Here is a 19,633-nt window from a genome sequence, read left to right on the forward strand (position 1 = left end):
ATCCAGCCCGGACCGCGTCTCGTCTGTCGTGCGCCGCGCTCAGCGCGCCGGCCGGATAGCCACCGGGTCGCTTCGCTCATCTGCCCGCGCCTCATACATCAGGCCGCTGCGCATCGCCCAGAGCGAGGACTGAAGGTAGAGCGGCACGAGGGCGATGTCGTCGAGCGCCGCGCGCTGCGCCTGTCGTAGCAGCTCCTCCCGCCGCCCGGCGTCCATCTCCCGCTCGGCCTCCGCGACAAGGCGGTCCATCTCGGGGTTCGAGTAGAGCACGCGGTTGGCCGCGCCGTGCCCCCTCTCCCGATCCACGGTGCGGAGGACGGAGTTCAGGACCACCGAGGCCTCCCCCGTGGAGTTGCCCCAGGTCAGCAGGGCTGCGGGAAACTCGCGCCGCGTCGCGCGGCCGATGAAAGTGGCATAGGGCTGCGCCTCCACCGTGGTGCGCACGCCGATCCGGGTCCACATCTGTCCGATCGCCTGCACCACCCGAGAGTCGTTCATGTAGCGGTCATTCGATCCGCCGAGGGTCATCTGGAAACCCTGGGGGTAGCCGGCCTGTGCGAGCAGCGCCCGCGCCGCCTCGGGGTCGGCCGCGGGAACCGGCCTGCCGGGAATATGGCTGTAGGCGCCTGGCGGCATGAACTGCATCGTGGCCAGAGCGGCGCCATCCATGACGCGCTCCACCAGCAACCGCCGATCGATCGCGAGGGAAAGGGCGCGGCGCACGCGAATGTCCGCCAGCGGATTGGCGTTCAGCGGCGTCCCACCGGGACCTGCGACCTGCGGGACCGGCGCCGCACGGGTGGAATCGAGCGTGACGTACATCGTCCGCAGGCTGGTCGCCGACGCCACGTGGAAGCGCGCATCCCCGCGCAACCGCGCGAGGTCCGAGGTGGGAACCTGGTCGATGAAGTCCACATCCCCCGCCATCAGCGCCGCGAGACGGGCGGAGTCATTCGTGATCATGCGGTAGGTCACGTTCGACCAGTGGGGCCGCGTGCCCCACCAGCCGTCATGGCGGGCGAGGACGACCCGGTCACCCGGCACGTGGGAGACGAGACGGTAAGGCCCGGTCCCGATGGCCACCCGGCCGCTGTTGAAATCCCCCGTCTGGGCGTCCGTGTGAATCGCCCGTCCGAGCATGAAGACCTGGCTGAAATAGACCGGCAGCAGCGGGAAGGGGCCGGCCGTGTGCAGGCGAATGGTGCGCGCGTCCACCACCTCCACGCGGCGCACCGGTCGCACATGCGTGCTGTAGGAGGCGCCCGGCCCCGTCACGGTCGGAATCCGCTCGATCGTGAAGGCAACGTCGTCTGTCGTGAAAGGCCGGCCGTCATGGAAGCGCACGCCCTCGCGCAGGGTGAACTCCCACACATCCTCGCCCACGGCCCGCCAGCTCTCCGCCAGCCCGGGCACAAGCTGCGCGCGCGCATCCGTGCCCAGCAGCGTGTCGAAGATCATCTGCGACACCTCGGCATTCGACCGGAGCTGGTGGTAGTGCGGATCGAGGGACGAGATCGGCGAGCCGGCCCCCATGGTTAGCGTCTGCGCCCCGGCCGGCGCCGTCGTGAGCGCACCTAACAGCAGCCCGAGCAGGCGCCCCGCACAGCGCGAGCGGTGATCGTGCAACATAACGCTCTCCTCCCGGGAGATCCTGCCGGCGTGTCCGCGGGGCGGACCGACCGATCGTTCGGTCCCGAGGCTAGGCCGCGTCACGGCCGGCGGCAAGAAGGGGAGGTTGTCGGTTGCGTCGGTCAGCGCCGCACCGCTAGGCTGCCCGCCGCCCAACCGATCGGTCGGCACGGGAGGGGTGGGGAGACGCGAGATGATCAAGAGCGGTGCAGGGCCGGGTGCAGCCGGACTCGGACGGCGCGGTGTCCTGGGCGCGGCCGGATTGATCGGCGTGACGCGGGGCGCGGCCGCCCAGGCTTGGCCGACGCGCCCCCTGAGGATGGTCGTTCCTTTCGTCCCGGGCGGCGGCGCGGACCTGAACGCCCGGCTGGTGGCGGAGCCGCTGGGCCAGGAGCTCGGACAGACGATCGTGGTGGAGAACCGCGGCGGCGCCGGTGGGACGGTTGGCGCGGTCGCCGTGCTCCAGGCACCGTCCGACGGCTACACGCTGTTCTACGGCACGCCGGGGCCGCTGATCACCAACCCCTTCCTGATGACGAACCTGCCCTACGCGGTGACGGATTTCGCCCCGGTCAGCCTCCTCACGAAGGGTGCCTACTGCATGGCGGTGGGGCGCGACCTGCCGGTCCACAGCGTCGCCGATCTCATCGCTTTAGCGAAGGCCCGGCCGGGCGAGCTGACCTATGCCAGCGCCGGCGTGGGCGCGGGCAGCCACCTGGCCGGGGAGCTGCTCTGCCTTCAGACGGGCATCCGCATGAACCACGTTCCCTACCGCGGCACCGGCCCGGCGCTGCAGGACGTGGCATCCGGGCGCGTCACCGTCTCGATCGACAGCTATGGGCCGATGATCCCGCTGATCCAGGCCGGGACGCTGCGCCCCGTCGCCGTCACCAGCCTCGACCCGCTGCCCGAGGCGCCTGAGCTGCCGACGGTGGCGCAGACCCTGCCCGGTTACGAAGTGACCGTCGTGAACTATATCTGCGTGCGGTCGGGCACGCCCCGGCCGATCATCGACCGCCTGAACGCGGCCCTGGTGAAGGTCCTCGCCTCGCCCGCCCTGATCGAGCGGCTGCGGGCGGCGGGCGCCAGCCGGCCCCGATCCAGCACACCGGAGGAATTGGGTGAGCTACTCCGCTCCGAAGCCACGAAATGGGGCGAGGTCATCCGCCATGCCGGAATCCAGGCCAGCTAAGACCCCGCCAACGCCGGTGCCCGAGGATCTGGCCGGGATCCTCGACCTGGACGGGCAGGACGGACCACCGACCGGGCGGCTGCTGCAGATCATCGAGGTCGCGTGCCGCCAGTTCGCCAATCGCGGCTTCGACGGCGTGTCCATGCGCGACATCGCCGAGGAATGCGGGATCTCGAAGGCGACCCTCTACCACTACTTTCCGGACAAGGATTCGATCCTTCGCCCGCTGCTGGTCGGCGTTACCCGATCGATCTACCAGCATGTCGAGCGGCATGACGATCCGGCGCGGCCGCCGTTGGAGCGGCTGCGGACCTTCCTGATCGAGACGGCGCGCTTTTTCGAGACCTTCCGCTGGGCCTGGATCGCCGGCTCCACCGTTTTCTGGAGCGACCCGAAGGTCCGTACCCGGAAGGAGCGGATCGCCTGGCGAGACCGCTATGAGGCGATGCTGCGCGGCATCCTGGAGCAGGCCATGGCGGACGGCGCCATCCGCCCGATGGACGTGAAGCTAGCGGGCCGCTTCGTCCTCGGCTCGCTGAACTGGATGCCCCGCTGGTACCGGCCGGACGGCCCGATGACGGCGCCCGAGATCGCGGCCGAGTTCTGCGACATGATCCTTCAGGGCCTGCAGCCCCGGGCCCCGGAGCCCGCGCCGCGCCGAACCCAGCCGCTTGCGCGTGGGAAGACCGCCGATTAGGCTCCCAACCGATCGGTTGGGAGAGGACGGGCCAGGAATGTCAGAAGACGTCGTGCGTCTGGAGGTGGCGGACTACGTCGCCGTCGCCACGCTGAACCGCCCCCCGGTCAACGCCGTGAATTCCGAGATGCGGGAGCGGCTGATCGCCCTTTTCGACGAGGTGACGGACCGCAGCGACATCCGCGTGGTGGTGCTGACGGCGCAGGGGAAGGTGTTCTGCGCCGGGGCCGACCTGAAGCAACGTCCCGATCCGTCGAAGCCCGGCACCTTCTGGCACCACAACCGCATCACGCGGGAGACGGGCAACGCCATCAAGGAGTGCGCGAAGCCCGTCATCTGCGCCGTGAACGGCGCGGCGCTCGGCGCCGGCTTCGGCCTGATGGCCTCCTGCGACATTATGATGGCGTCGGAGAACGCGGTTTTCGGCATGCCGGAGATTGATGTCGGCCTGGCCGGCGGCGTGGCCATGCTGAACGAGATCCTCAGCAAGTCCTTCGTGCGCCGCCTGACCTTCACCGGTGACCGGCTTCCCGCGGCGGAGCTGTACCGCTTGGGCGTGCTGGACAGCGTCTGGCCGCAGGAGGAGCTGATGCCGGCTGCGATGAAGATGGCGGCCCGCATCGCTGAGAAGAGCCCCACCGGCATCAAGTACGCGAAGAACAGCGCCAACTTCGTCTCGCTGATGTCGCCGAAGGAGGCCTACCGCTTCGAGCAGAACTTCACCTATGAGCTGGCGAAGACCGAGGACGCGATCGAGGCGCGCACCGCTCAGCTCGAGAAGCGCAAGCCGGTCTTCAAGGGGCGCTGAGACGCATGTCCGGTCCGATCGACTACGAGGCGTTCCGGCGCGAGGTCACGGAATTCGCCCTGACCCACTGTCCGCCGGAGATCCGCGCGGTGGTCGCGACGGACCGGAAGCTATCCCGCAAGATCTGGGCGCCTTGGCAGCGCATCCTCTTCGAGCATGGCTGGGGCGCTCCCGGCTGGCCGAAGGAATATGGCGGCACCGGCTGGGACCATCGCCAGCGCCACATCTTCGACGAGGTGATGGCCGAGTGCGACTGCCCGCCGCAGTACCATCACGGGCTGCGGCATCTCGGCCCCGTCATCATCGCCTTTGGCAGCGAGGAGCAGAAGCGCCGCTTCCTGCCCGGCATCCTCGACGGCTCGGACTGGTGGTGCCAGGGCTATTCCGAGCCGGGCGCGGGCTCGGACCTCGCCTCCCTCCGCACCGCGGCGCGGCGGGAGGGCGACGAGTACGTGGTGGAGGGCCAGAAAACCTGGACGTCCCACGCGCATGAGGCGGACTGGATGTACACCCTCGTCCGCACCTCGAAGGAGGCGAAGAAGCAGCAAGGCATCTCGCTGCTGCTCATTCCGCTGAACACCCCCGGCATCACCATTCGCCCGATCGCAACGATCGACGGTTGGCACCATGTGAACGAGGTTTTCCTCGACAACGTCCGCGTCCCCGTTGCCAACCGCGTCGGCGAGGAGGGCCAGGGCTGGACCTACGGGAAGTTCCTGCTCGATCGGGAACGGCTGGGGGGCGCGAATGTCGCGCCGATGCTGAAGCAGCTCGACCGCACCCGGAACCTCGTCGCGGCGGAACTGGCGGACAACCCGGACAAGCGGCAGGCGCTGGAACAGCGCCTCCTGGACGCGGAAGCGGAATTGCTCGGCGCGCGGGCACTGGGGCAGGAAGCGGTGGCCGCGGTGATGGAGGGCCAGAATCTCGGCCTGCTCCCCTCCGTGCTGAAGCTGTCCACCAGCCACACGGTCCAGCGCGTGTCGGAGGTGGCTGTGGACGCCGTGGGAGACCGCCTGGCGCCGCGCTTCCGCCGGGTGGACGGCACCGGCCCGAATGCCGAGGCGCCGGGGCGGGAATGGTTGCAAGGCTATCTCTACGGACGCGTCCGCACGATCTATGGCGGCAGCAGCGAGGTGCAGCGGAACGTCATTGCCAGGCAACTCTTCGGGTTCTGATCCATGCCCTTCGCCGCCACGCCCCTGGTCGGGGGTGACGCCTTCGACACGGCCGCCCGCATCGCCGGGGAGGTGGATGCGGAGATCGGCCGGGCCGCCGACACCGCGGCGGAAGCCGCGCTCCTCTCCCGCCACTGGGCGCGCATCGCAGAACTCGGCTGGCCCGCCACCGTCATCGGCGAAGCGGCAGGCGGCGCGGAGGGCAGCGTCACCGACCTCGCGGCCCTGGCCGGCGGTGCCGGGCGCGCCGCGCTCCCCCTGCCCGTCGCCGGCGTCTGCGCCGTGGTCCCGCACCTCCTCGGCGCCGCCCCGGACCACCCGATCCTGACGGCTCTCGCGCAGGGCGAGGCGCGACCCTGTGCGATCCTTCCCGACGCGGCGCGGGAACCGGGAACGGAGCCGCTGGGCCTCGCTGACCGCGGCGGCAGCCTCGTCCTGGCAGGCGGCGTCGTCGGCGTGGAGATGCCACCCGAGCCGACGCATCTCGTGATCGTCGTCGGGGACGTGCTGCTCCTCCTGCCCGCCGATGCGGAGGGCATCGCGCTGGCGACCTTTCAGCGCATGGACCGCCGTCTGGCCGGCGACTGGTCGTTCAGCGGCACCCCGGTGGGTCCGGAGTCCGTGCTCGCCCGCGGTCCGGAGGTCCTGCGGCGCGCGGAGGAGGCGCGCGACTTCGGCGCCCTGCTGACCTGCGTGGAGGCCACCGAGGCGGCCGGCGCACTCATCGAGCAGACCGTCTCCTACCTCTCCACCCGCGTGCAGTTCGGTGCGCCACTCGGCACGAACCAGGCGCTGCGCCATCGGGTTGCCGACATGTACGTGGCCTACGAGACGCTGCGCGGCCTCGTCGGGGCGGCCCTGCGCGCGACGGAGGCGGCGGGCCGCCCCGCGTGGCGGGACATCGCCTTCGCCAAGCTGCGCCTGGGGCAAGCGGGGCGCTTCATCGCGGAATCGGCGATCCAGTGCCACGGGGGCATGGGCATGACAGACGACCTGCCGGCCACGCGCCTCGCGCGCCGGATCCTGATGGCGGAGCACGAGTATGGCGACCGCGCGCTCCACGCCCGCCGCCTCCTCGCCGCGGGTCACTGAGCCGATGCACGATTTCGAGAAGCTGTTCCGCCCGCGCTCCGTCGCCGTCATCGGCGCGTCCGGGGATCCGGAGAAGCTTGGCGGCCGGACGCTGCTCCACATCAAGGAACTCGGCTTCAAGGGCCGCATCTTTCCCATCAACGTCAGCGGAAAGGACGTGCAGGGCCTCCCGTCCTGGAAATCGGTCGCAGAACTGCCGGAAGTGCCGGACAGCGCCATCATCGTGCTCCCCGCCAGCGCCGTGCCCGCCGCGCTGGAGGATTGTGCCGCCAGGGGCGTGCGCCACGTCCAGATCCTCTCCTCCGGCTTCGCGGAGGAAGGCGGCGAGGGCATCGCGCTGCAGGATCGCGTCACGGCGATCGCGCGGGCGCACCGCATCCGCTTCACCGGGCCGAACGCGCTGGGCAGCATCAGCCCGGCCGACGGGTTCTACGGTACCTTCTCCAGCCTCCTCGCGACTGCGGTGCCGAGGGCGGGGTCGATCGGCGTCGCGACCCAATCCGGCGCCTTCGGCTCCCATATCTACGCCGTGGCGGGCTTTCGCGGCCTCGGCATCAGCCGGGCCATCGCCACGGGCAACGAGGCCGACATCGACGTCGCCGCGGCCATCGAGTACCTGACCGACGATCCCGGCACGACCGTCATCTGCGCGTCGCTGGAGGGCTGCCGCGACGGAGAAGCCCTGCGCGTCGCCCTGCTGCGCGCGGCCGCCATCCGCAAGCCCGTCGTCATCATGAAGGTCGGCAGCACGGAGGTCGGCGCGGCAGCGGCCGCGACGCACACCGGCTCCCTCGCGATCGAGGACCGGCTCGTCGACGCGGTGCTGCGGGAATGCGGCGCGTTCCGTGTCTCCTCCATCGAGGAGATGCTGGACGTCGCCTATGTTCTCGCCACCGGGCCACGGCCCGGCAACGACCGCATCGGCGTTCTGACGGTGTCCGGCGGGATCGGCGTGCTGATGGCGGACGCGGCGATCGGCGCCGGCATGTCGGTTCCCGCCCTGCCGGGGGACGCGCTGGCGCGCATTCGCAGCGTTCTTCCGCTGGCCACGGGACGGAACCCGCTCGACAGCACCGCCAATGTCGGCGGGCGCCTGCATCTGTTCGGGCAGATCGCGGCGGAGATGATCGGCGGCGCCGATCTCGGGGCCTGCTTTCTCTACCTCGCCCATCTCGGCCGCAACCTCGAGCGGTTCCCGCCGCTCGAGGAGGGCTTCGCCGCTCTGCGGCGCGACCACCCGGACGTGACCGTCGTGGCCGTCATGACCCATGTGGAGGAGATCCGGAAGCGGCTGGAGTCCTTGGGCGTTCCGGTCTTCGAGGATCCGAACCGCGCCGTGCGCGCCGTGGCGGGCGCCGCGGCCCTGCGCCGCCTGCAGGCGGAAGCCACCCCGCGACCGACGGTGCCGCCGGCGACCACGCCCCTGCCCCCCATCGGCAATGAGGCCGCCGCGAAGGCGCTGCTGCGAGACGCCGGCCTGCCGGTGCCGTCGGAGCACCCCTGCCGCACCGCGGAGGAGGCCGTCCGGGCCGCCGCAGCGATCGGCAGTCCGGTCGTGCTCAAGGTTCTGTCCGACGACATCCCGCACAAGACCGAGGTAGGCGGCGTGATGCTCGGGGTGGAGGGGGCAGAGGCTGTCGCAAAGGGCTTCGGGGATTTGCTCCGGCGCGTGCAGGCGGCCCGCCCCGCGGCAAGACTGGACGGCGTGCTCGTCGCACCCATGCTCGCCGGCGGGATCGAGACGATCCTGGGCGTGCAGGACGACCCGGTCTTCGGGCCGATGGTCATGTTCGGCCTCGGCGGCGTGTCGGTCGAGTTGCTCGGCGATGTGGCCTTCGCCTCCGCCCCACTCTCCGAGGTCGCGGCGGAGCGGCTGATCGGTCAGGTGCGGGCCGCGCGCCTGCTGGACGGGTTCCGGGGCAGTCCGCCGCTTGACCGGGGGGCTCTCGTGAGGGCGCTGTGCCAGCTTTCCGCTCTCGCCGTCGCGCGGCGCGACCAGATCGCCTCGATCGAGATCAACCCCCTTCTTGTCCGGCCGCATGGCGCGGCGGTCCTCGACGCGCTCGTCGTTCCACGGCGCTGATCCGCCGCGAAGAAGAGGACGCCTCAAGCTCAAGCTCACGGCACGCCCGCGCGGGATGGGTGGAACCTTCCGCCTATTTGCTGCGTTGCAACACAAACCCGCTGCGTGCGGCAGCCAGGGGACGGAAACGGTCCGATCGGCCCACTTCGTCTCACATCTGGATTGCCATTGATGAACCGTTTACCCCGCCGCATCACCGTCGCCCTCCAGGGCGGCGGCTCGCTCGGTGCCTTCTCCTGGGGGGTCCTGGACCGCCTCCTCGACGTTCCCGGCCTGGAGATCACGGCGGCGAGCGGCGCGAGCGCGGGCGCCCTGAATGCGGCGATGCTCGTTCAAGGCCTGGCGAAAGGCGGACCGACCGAGGCCCAGCATGCCCTGGAGATCCTCTGGCGCCGCGTGGCCGTGGCATCCGGCTCGCTGGACTTCGCAGGCGGTGACCTCCTGCAGGCCGTCCTGACGCCGATCCTTCGGGCCGTGCGGCGTTCGGGTCCCGAATTCACCGGCATCTCGCTCAACCCGCTCGGCCTGAATCCCCTTCGCAGTATTCTGGATGGCCTGCTCGATCCCGGCGCATTTGGCCGGCCCGGCGCCCCCATGCTCGTCGTCGCCGCGACACGGGCCCGCACCGGAGAGCCGCGCCTCTTCTGCGACGGGGAGGTCACGGCCGATGTCCTGCTCGCCTCGGCCTGCCTGCCTCATCTCTTCCCGGCGGTGGACATCGGCGGGGAGCCGTACTGGGACGGCGGCTACGCGAGCAACCCGCCCGTGCGGGCGCTCATCGAGGCCGGCGCGCCGTCGGACGTCGTCATCATCAGGACCACGCCGACGGAGCGCTCGGAGCTTCCGAACGGAACGGCCGCCGTGCGGGAGCGCAGCACCGAACTCGCCTTCGGCGCCGCGCTGCGACAGGAGTTGCGCTCCATCGCCCATGCCCAGCGGCTCCTCTCCGAGCACCTGGAGGAGGAGCTGCCGCCATCGAGCCCCCTCGCCCGGTTGCAGAGCGCGCGACTGCACATGATCGGCGCGGATACGGAGTTCCGGGCGTTGCAGGCCGCGAACAGCCTGGATACGAGCTGGAGCTTCCTGACCCGCATGCGCGATCTTGGCCAGCGCACGGCCGACGATTGGCTGGAGCAGAACCTCTCCTCCCTCGGCGTGGCGTCCACCCTGGACCTCAGCGGCTGCGAGCTGCCCCTGATCGCCCGGGCAACGGGCGTTGGCGTCCTAGGCGAAGCGGCGGATCACCGCATTCCCGCCTAGGAACCCTGGCCTTCCGGCACTGGAACGTGCGGGATGGGCTCTGGCCAAGCCCTGACGGGCATGCACACTCCCCCACGGGATGGAAACGGATCCAGACGCGAACGGGCCGGCCGGCAGGCCGCCGGCCCTGTTTCGTTCAACCGGTTTCCGGCGGCTCTGGGCCGTCGGCGGCATCACGAACACGATGCGCTGGCTGGAGCTCCTGGCCGCCACCCTCTTCACCTATGAGGTGACCGGCTCCGGGCTGGCCGTCGCCGTCGTGGCGGCCGCGCGCAGCCTTCCGCTGCTCCTCTTCGGCGCGATCGCGGGCGTGGTGTGCGAGGCCGTGAGCCGCAAGCGCATCCTGCTCGGCGGCATGCTGCTCAGCACCTCCGCTGCGCTCGTCATCGCCTTGCTGGCCGCCCTCGGGCGGGCCGAGCCATGGCACCTGGCCTGCGCCGCCTTCCTCAGCGGCATCGTCTGGGCGACCGACATGTCCGCCCGGCGGCGCATGGTGGGAGAGGTCGCGGGACCGGACCACATGTCGCGGGCCGTCGCGCTCGACAGCCTGACGAATTCCTGCGCGCGCATGGCCGGGCCGCTGGCCGGCGGTGCGCTCTATGCCTGGACCGGCGTGCTCGGCGCCTTTCTCGTCTCCTCCCTGTGTTACCTGCTGGCCGCACTGCTCATCCCGGGCGTGGCTTATCGGCAGGAACGGCGGCCTCTCGTGCTCAGGGGTATTGTCGGGGAACTGGCCGACAGCTTCGCCTACGCGCTCCGGGATCGGACCATTCTCACGGTGATGGCCGTCACCGCCACGATGAACCTCTTCGCCTTCTCCTACACGGCCCTGGTCGCGCCCCTTGCCCGGGGGGTGTTCGACGCCTCCGACGTGCAGGCAGGGCTGCTCGCGGCGGGGGAGCCTCTGGGTGGCCTTCTCGGCGGGCTCCTGCTGGCACGCTGGGTCCCGAAGGCGGGGGCTCGGCACCTCATGATCGCCGGGTCGGCCTTGTTCACCATCGCCCTCGCCGCGATGCCGCTGATGCCAAGCTACCACCTCGCCTGCCTTGTGCTCGTGGCCGGCGGCGTGGGCCTCGCGCTCTTCAGCAACATGCAGACAACCCTCATCCTGGCCGGGACGCCGGCCCATCTGCGATCCCGACAACTCGGCCTGGTGACCGTCTGCATCGGGCTGGGCCCGCTGGGCCAGTTGCTCCTCGGAGCCCTGGCGGCCGCCATCGGGGCCCGGCATGCCGTGATCGCGTCCGCGGTGGCGGCCTTCGTCGCGCTTGTCGCCATCGCCGTCCGATCCGCGCGCCGTGTTCCTGCAGAGCGGCTGGGGTCCGCGCCGGGCGCGCCATCCGCCCAGGTCACACCGGAGGCGACGCGGCCCGTGACGAGCGTGCCGCCTCGCTTGCACCCGACCGAACGGTCGGGCAGATTGAAGGGAAAGGCGGCCTGCTCGGGCGATGGCCCGGCACGTCCCGCGGCCTCCGCGCATGCGGCGGATCGCAGGGTGCCCGCCACGCCGGGTGCGCCCAGAACGGCGAAGGGAGGAGATGCGAGATGCTGACGATAGAGCCCACAGGCCGGATCCTGGGCGCGCATGTCACCGGCATCGACCTGTCGCGCCCGATGACGGAGGAGGAATTCGGCGCCATCCTCCTCGCGCTCGGCCAGCACGGCGTGCTGCGGTTTCCCGGCCAGCACATCGATGCCGCCGCGCTGAAGGCCTTCTCGGAGCGCTTCGGTCCGATCCAGGCCTCGGTCACCGGCAAGTTCCACGATCCCGAGGTGCCGCAGGTCGGCATCCTCTCGAACATCGTGGAGAACGGGCAGCCGATCGGCCTCGCCGATGCCGGCCAGGACTGGCACACGGACATGTCCTACAACGACACCATCGGCTTCGTGAACGTGCTCTACGCCGTGAAGGTGCCGCGCCGGGACGGGAAGGTGCTGGGGTCCACCGTCTTCGCCAACATGCACGCCGCCTATGACGAGCTGGACCCGGCGCTGAAGACGCGGCTGGAGGGCATGACCGCCACCCACGACTTCAACAAGTTCTGGGAGGAGATGCGCCGTCGCCCCGGCAGCACCCGCCCGCCCCTGACGCCGGAGCAGCGCGCCAAGCGCCCGCCCTCCGTCCATCCGGTCTTCCTGACCCATCCGATCACCGGCCGGAAGGTGCTCTACTGCAACCCCGGCTACGCCATCCGCATCAACGAGCTGGACGAGGCGGAGAGCGACCGCGTGCTGGAGACGCTCTTCGCGCACCAGCTTCAGCCGAGATACCAGTACACGCATGAGTGGACCGAGAACGACCTTCTGATCTGGGATCACATCGGCACCCTGCACAACGCGATCCCGGATTACCGCCCGGACGAGCACCGGCTGATGAAGCGCTGCCAGGTCATGGCCGACTGGATCTTCGACCCGGCTTTCCGCCAGCGCGCGCTGCCGCGCCTGGCCGCGGAATAGCGCAGAACGGCGGAACCGGGACGCGGCGCCGCGTCCCCAGGAAGGGACGCAGCATGCGGATCGTGAGCTATCGGTCGCCCGAGGGACCTTCCTTCGGGCTGGTCATCGGGGACGGCGTGGTGGACCTGCGCCGACGCCTCGGCGGGCGCTTCGATAGCCTCCGCGCCGTGCTGGAGGCGGGCGCGCTGCCGGAACTCGCCGCCCATGAGGATGCGACGCCCGACCACGCGCTGGCCGGGCTGGACCTGCTGCCCGCGGTCCCCAACCCCGGCAAGATCCTCTGCGTCGGCCTCAACTACCGCTCCCACGTCGGGGAGGCGGCGGGGCGCGAGGTCCCGGAGTTCCCCCGTCTCTTCTCACGCTTCACGGACACGCTCGTCGCGCATGGCCAGCCGATGGTCCGCCCCCGCGTCTCCACGCATTTCGACTATGAGGGAGAGCTGGCCGTCATCATCGGCCGGGGCGGCCGCCATATCCCGGTGGAGCGCGCGATGGAGCATGTGGCCGGCTATGCCGTCTTCAACGACGGCAGCATGCGGGACTACCAGAAGCACATGATCACCGCCGGCAAGAACTTCTGGCGCAGCGGCCCGCTCGGCCCCTGGGTGGTGACGGCGGACGCGATCCCCGATCCCACCGCGCTCACGCTGGAGACCCGCGTGAACGGGGAGGTGCGGCAGCACGCGAGCACGGGCGAGCTGATCTACCCGATCCCCGTGCTGATCGAGTACGCCTCCCGCATCACCCCGCTCTCGCCCGGGGACGTGCTGGCCACCGGCACGCCGGAGGGCGTCGCGAGCCACCGAAAGCCGCCCATCTGGCTGAAGGCCGGCGACGTGGTCGAGGTCGAGATCTCCGGTATCGGCCTCTTGCGCAACCCCGTGGTGGATGAGGAGACGGCGTGATGGACGAGTTGCGCGCGGCGGCCCTGATCCTGTCCTGCCAACAGGCCGTGATGCGCTTCTACGCCGCGCTGGACCGCTCGGATTACGAGGCGGTGGCATCGGGCATGGCGCCTGACGGGGTATGGCACCGGCAGGGAAAGGCGTTGCGCGGCCCCGATGCGGTCAGCGCCGCCTTGCAGGACCGCCCCGCCGGCCGCGTGACGGCCCATATGGTGCAGAACCTGGCGGTGGATCTGGTCGGCGACAACGAGGCGACCGCGCGCTACCTCACCCTCGTCTATCGCCATGACGGCGCACCCGGCGCCCAGGATCCGGCCCCGATCGGCAACGCCCTCTCCATCGCCGCCGCCGAGGACCGCCTGCACCGCGTGGACGGCACCTGGCTCGTGATGGAGCGCCGGTCCCGACGCGTCTTCGGCTGAAGAATGTGGCGCAAGGAGGGAAAGGCATGAACGGGACGATGATGCGGGCCGCCGCCGGGGCCCTCGCGCTGCTCACCCTCGGCGCCGGCGCGTCGGCACAGACCCTGCGGATGGGGGTGGGCGCGCAGGTCACCTCGCTGGACCCGCATTTCCACAATATCTCCCCCAACAACGCCTTCGCCGCCATGGTCTTCGACGACCTGATGGAGATGGACGCGCAGTCCCGGCCGCGTCCCTCCCTCGCGCTGAGCTGGCGGCCGGTGGGAGAGGACTCCTGGGAGATCCGGCTGCGCCCCGGCGTCACCTTCTCCAACGGCTCGCCCTTCACCGCGGATGACGTCGCCTTCACCTTCACTCGCATCCCGACGGTGCAGAACAGCCCCGGCTCCTTCGTCACCTACACCCAATGGGTGAAGGCGGTGGAGGTGGTGGACCCGCTGACGCTGCGTCTTCGCACGGACGGACCCTTCCCGCTCGTCGCGTCCAACCTCGCCCAGGTCCCGATCCTGAACCGGGAGACGCATAGCGGCATGACGACGGAGGACTTCAATTCCGGCCGCGGCGCCATCGGCACCGGCCCCTTCCGGGTGGTGTCTCACCGCCCGGGGGAGCGGGTGGAGCTCGCGCGGAATGACCGGTACTGGGGCGACCGGCCGGCCTGGGACCGGGTGGACTACCGCATGATCACCAGCGACGCCGCGCGCACGGCCGCGATCCTGGCCGGCGACGTGGACTTCATCGACCAGGTGCCGACCGGCGACATCGCCCGGCTCCGTGGCGACCGCCGCGTGCAGATCACGGAAGCCGACAGCCTGCGGCTGATGTTCCTCGTCCTCGACCAGTCGCGGGCCACCACGCCCTTCGTCCGAGGGCCGGATGGGGAAGCGCTGGACCGCAACCCCCTGCAGGACGCGCGGGTGCGCCGTGCCCTGTCCATCGCCATCGACCGTCCCGCCATCACGTCCCGCGTCATGGAAGGCGCGGCCACGGCGGTGACGCAGTTCATGCCGCCCGGCGCCATCGGCCACGCACCGGAGCTGACCGTGGGCCCGGCGGATGCGGATGGCGCGCGCCGCCTGCTGGCCGAGGCCGGCTATCCCCGCGGCTTCCGCCTCACGCTGCACGGCTCCAACGACCGCTACGTCAACGACGCCCAGATCGTGCAGGCGATCGGCCAGATGTGGTCCCGCATCGGCGTCCGCACGGCGGTAGAGGTCTCGCCCTACGCCAGCTACATCGGCCGGGCGACCCGGCAGGAGTTCTCCATCTACATGGTCTCCTGGGGCAGCAGCACGGGAGAGCCGCTCACGGGCATGCGCTCCGTCCTCGGCACCTTCGACCGCGTGCGGGGCACGGGCTCGGTGAACCGCTCTCGCTACTCCCATCCGGAGATGGACGCGGCCCTCGCCGCCGCGGCGCGAGAGCTGGATGACGGCCGGCGGGAGGCGATGATGCAGGACGCTGCCCGCCTGATGGCGCGGGAGACGGCCATCATCCCGCTGCACGTGCAGAAGAACGTCTGGGCGGTCCGCCGCGGCCTGACGCACGAGCCGCGCGTGGACGAGCGCAGCCGTGCCCAGGACGTCCGGCCGGGCAACTCCCCCTAGCGCTGGCGGTTCCGGAGAGAGAAGTCCTTCTCTCCCCCGGAGCCACCGGCACCACAGCTCAGACCGTGGATCTCACGACCTCGCCGACGCGCCCTGGATCCGCGGAAGACGGCCGAAGCCGGCCGATCCAGGCGCCGATGTCGTCCATGACCGTGTAGACCGCCGGCACCACGATCAGGCTGAGCAGCGTCGAGGTGATCAGGCCACCGATGACGACCAGCGCCATCGGGGCGCGGAATTCCGCATCCGCGCCCACGCCGGCCGCAATATGGGCCATGCCCGCCGTCATGGCGATGGTCGTCATGACGATCGGCCGGGCCCGCTTGCGCGCCGCCTCCATCAGCGACTCGTTGCGGGAGTGACCGGCGCGCCGGGCCTCGATCGCGTACTCCACCAGCAGGATCGAGTTCTTCGCGACGATGCCCATCAGCATCAGCACGCCGATCACGGCGGAGATGCCGAGCGCTTTCTGGGCCAGCAGCAACGCCATCAGCGCGCCGCCCAGCGAGAGCGGCAGGGCCGACATGATCGTCAGAGGCTGCAGCACGCCCCCGAAGAGCAGCACCAGCACGAGGTAGACGAGGCCGACGCCCGTCGCGAGGGCGATGACGAAGCTGCTGAACAGCTCCCGCATGATCTCGGCGTCGCCGGTGGAGCGCTCCCGCACCCCGGCCGGGAGGTTGCGCATGATCGGCAGCTCGGCGGCCAGCCGCGTGGCCTCGCCCAGCGGCAGGCCGTTCAGCTCCGCCTCGACCGTCGCCTTCCGCACGCGATCCAGCCGCTCAATCTGAGCAGGCCCGGCGCCGTAGCGGATCTCCGCGACGTTCCCCAGCGGCACGGAAAGCCCAGCGCGCCCCTCGACGCGCAGCGCGCGCAGGGATTCCAGGTCGCCGCGCGCGGGCTGGTCGAGCATGACGCGGATCGGGATCTGCCGGTCCGGCAGGTTGAAGCGCGCGAGGTTCTGGTCCACGTCACCCGTCGTCGCGATCCGCACCGCCGTGGCCATGGCAGCCGGGGAGACACCCAGCTCCGCCGCCCGCACGCCGTCCGGCACGATCTGCAGCTCCGGCCGGGCGAGCGAGGCGGTGGACCGCGCGCCGGCCAGCTGCGGGATGGTCCGCATCTGCCGCTCCAGGTCGCGCACGGCCGCCTCCAGCGCCGCGGCATCGTCCGAGACAAGGGTGACGGCGAGCTTCGCGCCGCTCTGCCCATCCGCGCCGAAGCGGAATCTTGCACCGGGGATTCGCTCCAGCTCCGGGCGCACGAGCGCCTCCACCTGCTGCTGCGTCAGGCGCCGCTCCCCACGCGGCATGAGGGTGACGGTGAAGTTGGCGAGCCGCGGCTCGCCCTCCTGCGTCGTGTTGCCCAGGGCCGGGCCGTTGCCGCCCGTGGCGCGGGTGCCGAGAGAGACGAAGACCGAGGCCACCTCCGGCCGGGACCGCAGGATCCGCGTGGCCTGCGCCACCGCCCTCTCGGTGTCCGCCAGCGTCGCTCCAGGCTCCAGCTCCATCGCCAGGGCGGCCCGCCCCCGGTCGGCCGCGGGCACGAAGTCCTGCGGGATCAGCGGCACGGCGACGACAGAGAGGGCGAAGAAGGCCGTTGCCCCGGCGAGCGTCAGCCAGCGGTGCCGCAGGCTCCAGCCGAGCAGGGAAAGGTAGCGACGGCCGACGAAGCCTTCGCCCACCTCGTCCGATCGCGCATGGCCCTTCGCCTTCAGGAAGTAGGCGCCCATCAGCGGCGTCAGCATCCGCGCGACGACGAGGGAGAAAAAGACGGCGGTCGCGACGGTCAGCCCGAACTCGCGAAAGAACTGGCCGGGGATCCCGGGCATGAAGGCGACCGGCACGAAGACCGCGAGGATGGTGGCGGTGGTCGCCATGACGGCCAGCCCGATCTCCGCCGAGGCGTCGAGCGCGGCCTTGAAGGCGCTGCGATCCGTCCGCGCCCGGAGGTGGCGGACGATGTTCTCGATCTCGACGATCGCGTCGTCCACCAGCACACCGACCACGAGGGTCAGCCCGAGCAGCGTGACGTTGTTGATCGAGAAGCCGAGCCACTTCATCACGAAGAAGGTTGGGATGAGGGAGAGCGGCATCGCCAGGGCGGAGATCGCCGTCGCCCGCCAGTCCCGCAGGAAGATATAGAGCACGAGGACGGCGAGGCCGGCGCCGACCAGCAGCGCCTCGATCGCGCCGTGGTAGCCCGCCAGCACGAAGGTGACGGTGTCCGCCACCTTTCGGAAGGCGACGTCCGGATGCGCCGCCTGCAACTCCGCGATCCTGGCGGTCACGCCCGCGGCCACGCTCACTTCGGAGGAACCCCGGGTCCGCAGCACCTCGAAGGCGACGACGGGGTGCCCGTCCACGCGCGCGGCGGTGCGAACCTCCGCCGTGGCGTCCGTCACCTCGGCGAGGTCGCCCAGCCGCGCCGTGCGACCGCCGGGAAGGATGATCGGGCGCGCCCGGAGTGTCGCGACATCGGGGGCGGAGCCGAGGGTGCGGATCGCCTGCTCCCCCTCGCCCAGATTGCCCCGGCCACCGGGCAGGTTCACGTTCAGGGCGCGAAGCTGGTCGTTCACCTGCCCCGCCGTGACGCCGAGCGCGAGCAGCCGGTCCGGACGCAGGGCCACGCGGACCTCGCGCTGCACCCCGCCCACACGGCTCACCTGCGAGACGCCGGAGACCGAGAGGAGGGCCTTCGCCACCGTGTCCTCGACGAACCAGGAGAGCTCCTCCTCGCTCATCCGCGGCGCGGCGACGGTGTAGGTGACGATGGCGCCGCCCGTCGCCTCGACGCGGGTGATGACGGGATCGCGGATGCCGGCCGGCAGGTCGGTGCGGATCTGCGAGACCTTGTCCCGGACGTCGTTCGTCGCGCGGTCCACATTCGTGCCGAAGGTGAACTCGATCGCGGTGGTGGAAGCCCCGTCCACCACGGTGGAGGTGATGTGGCGCACATTGCCCAGGCCGGCGACCGAGTCTTCCACGCGCCGCGTCACCTGCGTCTCCAACTCGGAGGGCGCGGCGCCGGGCTGGGCCACGGTGACCACGACGACGGGCAAGTCGAGATCGGGTGTGTTGTTGATCCGCAGCGACGGGAAGGCGAGGAGCCCCGCGACCGTCAGCACGGCGAAGAGCACGATCGTAGCGACCGGATTGCGGATCGCCCAGGCGGAGATGTTGCGGTGGTTGGCGGAGGAGGCGGTCTGCATCGTCTGGCTCACCGGTCGGCCACGCGCACGCGGTCGCCGTCACTGAGGAAACCAGCCCCAGAGGCGACGACGCGCTCGCCGTCCGTGAGGCCCGCGGTGACCTCGACACGGCCTTCCGCGCGGCGGCCGATGGTGACGGGGCGCAACGCAACGCGCTCTCCCTGCACCACGAAGACCGCCGGACGGCCCTCCCGGAAGACCACGGAGGCCTGCGGCACGGTCAGGCCCGGGGCATCGCCGGGCCGGATCTCGGCGCGGGCGAACATGCCGGGGCGCAGGCCGGAATCGGCCGGCAGGGCGACGTGGACCACGCCGAGCCGCGTCTCGGCGGAGACGGTGGGCGCCAGCGACCGGACCTCCCCCATGATGACGCGATCGCCATGGGTCACCTGAACCGGCTGTCCGGGCCGCAGGGCGGCCAATTCCAGCTCCGGCACCCGGGCGTCCAGTTCCAGCCGCCCGTCGCGGATCATCCGCAGCATTTCCTGGCCTGCGGCGGTGACATTCCCCGGCAGGACGGAGCGCCGCGAGACGATGCCGTCCGTCGGTGCCACGATCCGCGCCTGCGCCAGGCGTGCCGACACCTCCTCGCGCCGCGCCACGGCGGAGGCGACGCGGGCCTGGGCCTGCAGCGCCACGGCCTCCCGCTGCTCGAAGGTCTGACGGGGGGTGTTGCCGGTGCGGGACAGCTCGGCGGCGCGGGCCAGGTCCTGCCGGGCGTTGCGCAGCGCCGCCTCCGCTTCGGTGACCGCGGCCTCGGCCTGACCCAGGGTGGCGCGGAGCAGCGCCTCGTCCATGCGGACGAGCGCCTGGCCCGCCCGGACCCGGTCGCCCTCCTCCACGAGAACCTCTGCGACGCGCAGGCCGCCCGCCTCCGCCCCGATCACAAGTTCCTGCCAGGCGACGACGGAGCCGTCGCCCACGACCACCCGGGCCAGGGGACGCGGCGACGCCGGGACCACCGCGACCGTCAGGACCGGCGGGGGCTCGGCCGGGGCCGCGGCGGCCTGTGCCGGCGCGGGCCGGTGCAGCCGGGCGGCAATCTCATCCCGCATGATCCAAGCGCCCCCGCCGACCGCTGCCAGGGCCAGG

The 19,633-nt window shown here is 71.1% G+C and carries 15 protein-coding genes; 12 read left to right on the plus strand and 3 right to left on the minus strand.

The annotated features are described in order from the left end of the window. Positions 1-39 precede the first annotated feature (39 nt). Complete coding sequence (locus ACP6CK_RS12950) at positions 40-1,629, minus strand: ABC transporter substrate-binding protein (protein ID WP_426959407.1); 1,590 nt, start codon at positions 1,627-1,629, stop codon at positions 40-42. A 193-nt stretch (positions 1,630-1,822) separates the two neighbouring features. Between ACP6CK_RS12950 and ACP6CK_RS12955 the strand changes: the two genes are divergently transcribed. From ACP6CK_RS12955 to ACP6CK_RS13010, 12 genes are all read left to right on the plus strand, one after another. Beyond that, positions 1,823-2,821, plus strand: a complete 999-nt coding sequence (locus tag ACP6CK_RS12955) for a Bug family tripartite tricarboxylate transporter substrate binding protein (RefSeq protein ID WP_426959408.1) — start codon at positions 1,823-1,825, stop codon at positions 2,819-2,821. Positions 2,822-2,837: 16 nt separating this feature from the next. Beyond that, positions 2,838-3,518 carry a TetR/AcrR family transcriptional regulator gene (locus ACP6CK_RS12960; RefSeq protein WP_426959409.1) on the plus strand — a complete coding sequence of 227 codons (681 nt, stop codon included), beginning with the start codon at positions 2,838-2,840 and terminating at the stop codon, positions 3,516-3,518. Between the two features lie 37 nt (positions 3,519-3,555). Continuing rightward, complete coding sequence (locus tag ACP6CK_RS12965; protein WP_426959411.1) at positions 3,556-4,326, plus strand: enoyl-CoA hydratase/isomerase family protein; 771 nt, start codon at positions 3,556-3,558, stop codon at positions 4,324-4,326. Between the two features lie 5 nt (positions 4,327-4,331). Beyond that, positions 4,332-5,504 carry an acyl-CoA dehydrogenase family protein gene (locus ACP6CK_RS12970; protein ID WP_426959412.1) on the plus strand — a complete coding sequence of 391 codons (1,173 nt, stop codon included), beginning with the start codon at positions 4,332-4,334 and terminating at the stop codon, positions 5,502-5,504. A 3-nt stretch (positions 5,505-5,507) separates the two neighbouring features. Next, positions 5,508-6,596: an acyl-CoA dehydrogenase family protein gene (locus ACP6CK_RS12975; RefSeq protein ID WP_426959414.1), complete on the plus strand. Its 1,089-nt coding sequence runs from the start codon at positions 5,508-5,510 to the stop codon at positions 6,594-6,596. Next, entirely contained in the window at positions 6,547-8,679 is a 2,133-nt protein-coding gene (locus ACP6CK_RS12980) for an acetate--CoA ligase family protein (RefSeq protein ID WP_426959415.1), read from the plus strand. The genes ACP6CK_RS12975 and ACP6CK_RS12980 overlap by 50 nt, the downstream gene beginning before the upstream one ends. A 171-nt stretch (positions 8,680-8,850) precedes the next feature. Continuing rightward, positions 8,851-9,939, plus strand: a complete 1,089-nt coding sequence (locus tag ACP6CK_RS12985) for a patatin-like phospholipase family protein (RefSeq protein WP_426959416.1) — start codon at positions 8,851-8,853, stop codon at positions 9,937-9,939. Positions 9,940-10,018: 79 nt separating this feature from the next. Beyond that, positions 10,019-11,491, plus strand: coding sequence for an MFS transporter (locus tag ACP6CK_RS12990; RefSeq protein ID WP_426959417.1), 1,473 nt, complete (start codon positions 10,019-10,021; stop codon positions 11,489-11,491). Next, a complete protein-coding gene (locus ACP6CK_RS12995) occupies positions 11,485-12,396 on the plus strand; it encodes a TauD/TfdA dioxygenase family protein (RefSeq protein WP_426959418.1) in 912 nt (303 codons plus the stop codon). The genes ACP6CK_RS12990 and ACP6CK_RS12995 overlap by 7 nt, the downstream gene beginning before the upstream one ends. 53 nt (positions 12,397-12,449) lie before the next feature. Next, positions 12,450-13,301, plus strand: a complete 852-nt coding sequence (locus ACP6CK_RS13000; protein ID WP_426959419.1) for a fumarylacetoacetate hydrolase family protein — start codon at positions 12,450-12,452, stop codon at positions 13,299-13,301. Beyond that, positions 13,301-13,723: a nuclear transport factor 2 family protein gene (locus ACP6CK_RS13005; protein WP_426959420.1), complete on the plus strand. Its 423-nt coding sequence runs from the start codon at positions 13,301-13,303 to the stop codon at positions 13,721-13,723. The genes ACP6CK_RS13000 and ACP6CK_RS13005 overlap by 1 nt, the downstream gene beginning before the upstream one ends. A gap of 26 nt (positions 13,724-13,749) precedes the next feature. Continuing rightward, positions 13,750-15,330, plus strand: coding sequence for an ABC transporter substrate-binding protein (locus ACP6CK_RS13010; RefSeq protein ID WP_426959421.1), 1,581 nt, complete (start codon positions 13,750-13,752; stop codon positions 15,328-15,330). A 58-nt stretch (positions 15,331-15,388) separates the two neighbouring features. Here ACP6CK_RS13010 and ACP6CK_RS13015 read toward each other — a convergent pair whose 3' ends face one another. Together ACP6CK_RS13015 and ACP6CK_RS13020 are read right to left on the minus strand one after the other, a co-directional pair. Next, complete coding sequence (locus ACP6CK_RS13015) at positions 15,389-18,541, minus strand: efflux RND transporter permease subunit (RefSeq protein ID WP_426959423.1); 3,153 nt, start codon at positions 18,539-18,541, stop codon at positions 15,389-15,391. An 8-nt stretch (positions 18,542-18,549) separates the two neighbouring features. Continuing rightward, positions 18,550-19,596 carry an efflux RND transporter periplasmic adaptor subunit gene (locus ACP6CK_RS13020; protein ID WP_426959425.1) on the minus strand — a complete coding sequence of 349 codons (1,047 nt, stop codon included), beginning with the start codon at positions 19,594-19,596 and terminating at the stop codon, positions 18,550-18,552. Between the last annotated feature and the right edge of the window lie 37 nt (positions 19,597-19,633).

Origin of the sequence: Muricoccus radiodurans, assembly GCF_050154705.1 — a bacterium.
Lineage (GTDB): Bacteria > Pseudomonadota > Alphaproteobacteria > Acetobacterales > Acetobacteraceae > Roseomonas > Roseomonas radiodurans.

Coding starts and splice junctions, on each gene's coding strand:
- ACP6CK_RS12950 (WP_426959407.1), bottom strand. CDS start 1,629: ATGTTGCACGATCACCGCTCGCGCTGTGCGGGGCGCCTGCTCGGGCTG.
- ACP6CK_RS12955 (WP_426959408.1), top strand. CDS start 1,823: ATGATCAAGAGCGGTGCAGGGCCGGGTGCAGCCGGACTCGGACGGCGC.
- ACP6CK_RS12965 (WP_426959411.1), top strand. CDS start 3,556: ATGTCAGAAGACGTCGTGCGTCTGGAGGTGGCGGACTACGTCGCCGTC.
- ACP6CK_RS12970 (WP_426959412.1), top strand. CDS start 4,332: ATGTCCGGTCCGATCGACTACGAGGCGTTCCGGCGCGAGGTCACGGAA.
- ACP6CK_RS12975 (WP_426959414.1), top strand. CDS start 5,508: ATGCCCTTCGCCGCCACGCCCCTGGTCGGGGGTGACGCCTTCGACACG.
- ACP6CK_RS12980 (WP_426959415.1), top strand. CDS start 6,547: ATGGCGACCGCGCGCTCCACGCCCGCCGCCTCCTCGCCGCGGGTCACT.
- ACP6CK_RS12985 (WP_426959416.1), top strand. CDS start 8,851: ATGAACCGTTTACCCCGCCGCATCACCGTCGCCCTCCAGGGCGGCGGC.
- ACP6CK_RS12990 (WP_426959417.1), top strand. CDS start 10,019: ATGGAAACGGATCCAGACGCGAACGGGCCGGCCGGCAGGCCGCCGGCC.
- ACP6CK_RS12995 (WP_426959418.1), top strand. CDS start 11,485: ATGCTGACGATAGAGCCCACAGGCCGGATCCTGGGCGCGCATGTCACC.
- ACP6CK_RS13000 (WP_426959419.1), top strand. CDS start 12,450: ATGCGGATCGTGAGCTATCGGTCGCCCGAGGGACCTTCCTTCGGGCTG.
- ACP6CK_RS13005 (WP_426959420.1), top strand. CDS start 13,301: ATGGACGAGTTGCGCGCGGCGGCCCTGATCCTGTCCTGCCAACAGGCC.
- ACP6CK_RS13010 (WP_426959421.1), top strand. CDS start 13,750: ATGAACGGGACGATGATGCGGGCCGCCGCCGGGGCCCTCGCGCTGCTC.
- ACP6CK_RS13015 (WP_426959423.1), bottom strand. CDS start 18,541: ATGCAGACCGCCTCCTCCGCCAACCACCGCAACATCTCCGCCTGGGCG.
- ACP6CK_RS13020 (WP_426959425.1), bottom strand. CDS start 19,596: ATGCGGGATGAGATTGCCGCCCGGCTGCACCGGCCCGCGCCGGCACAG.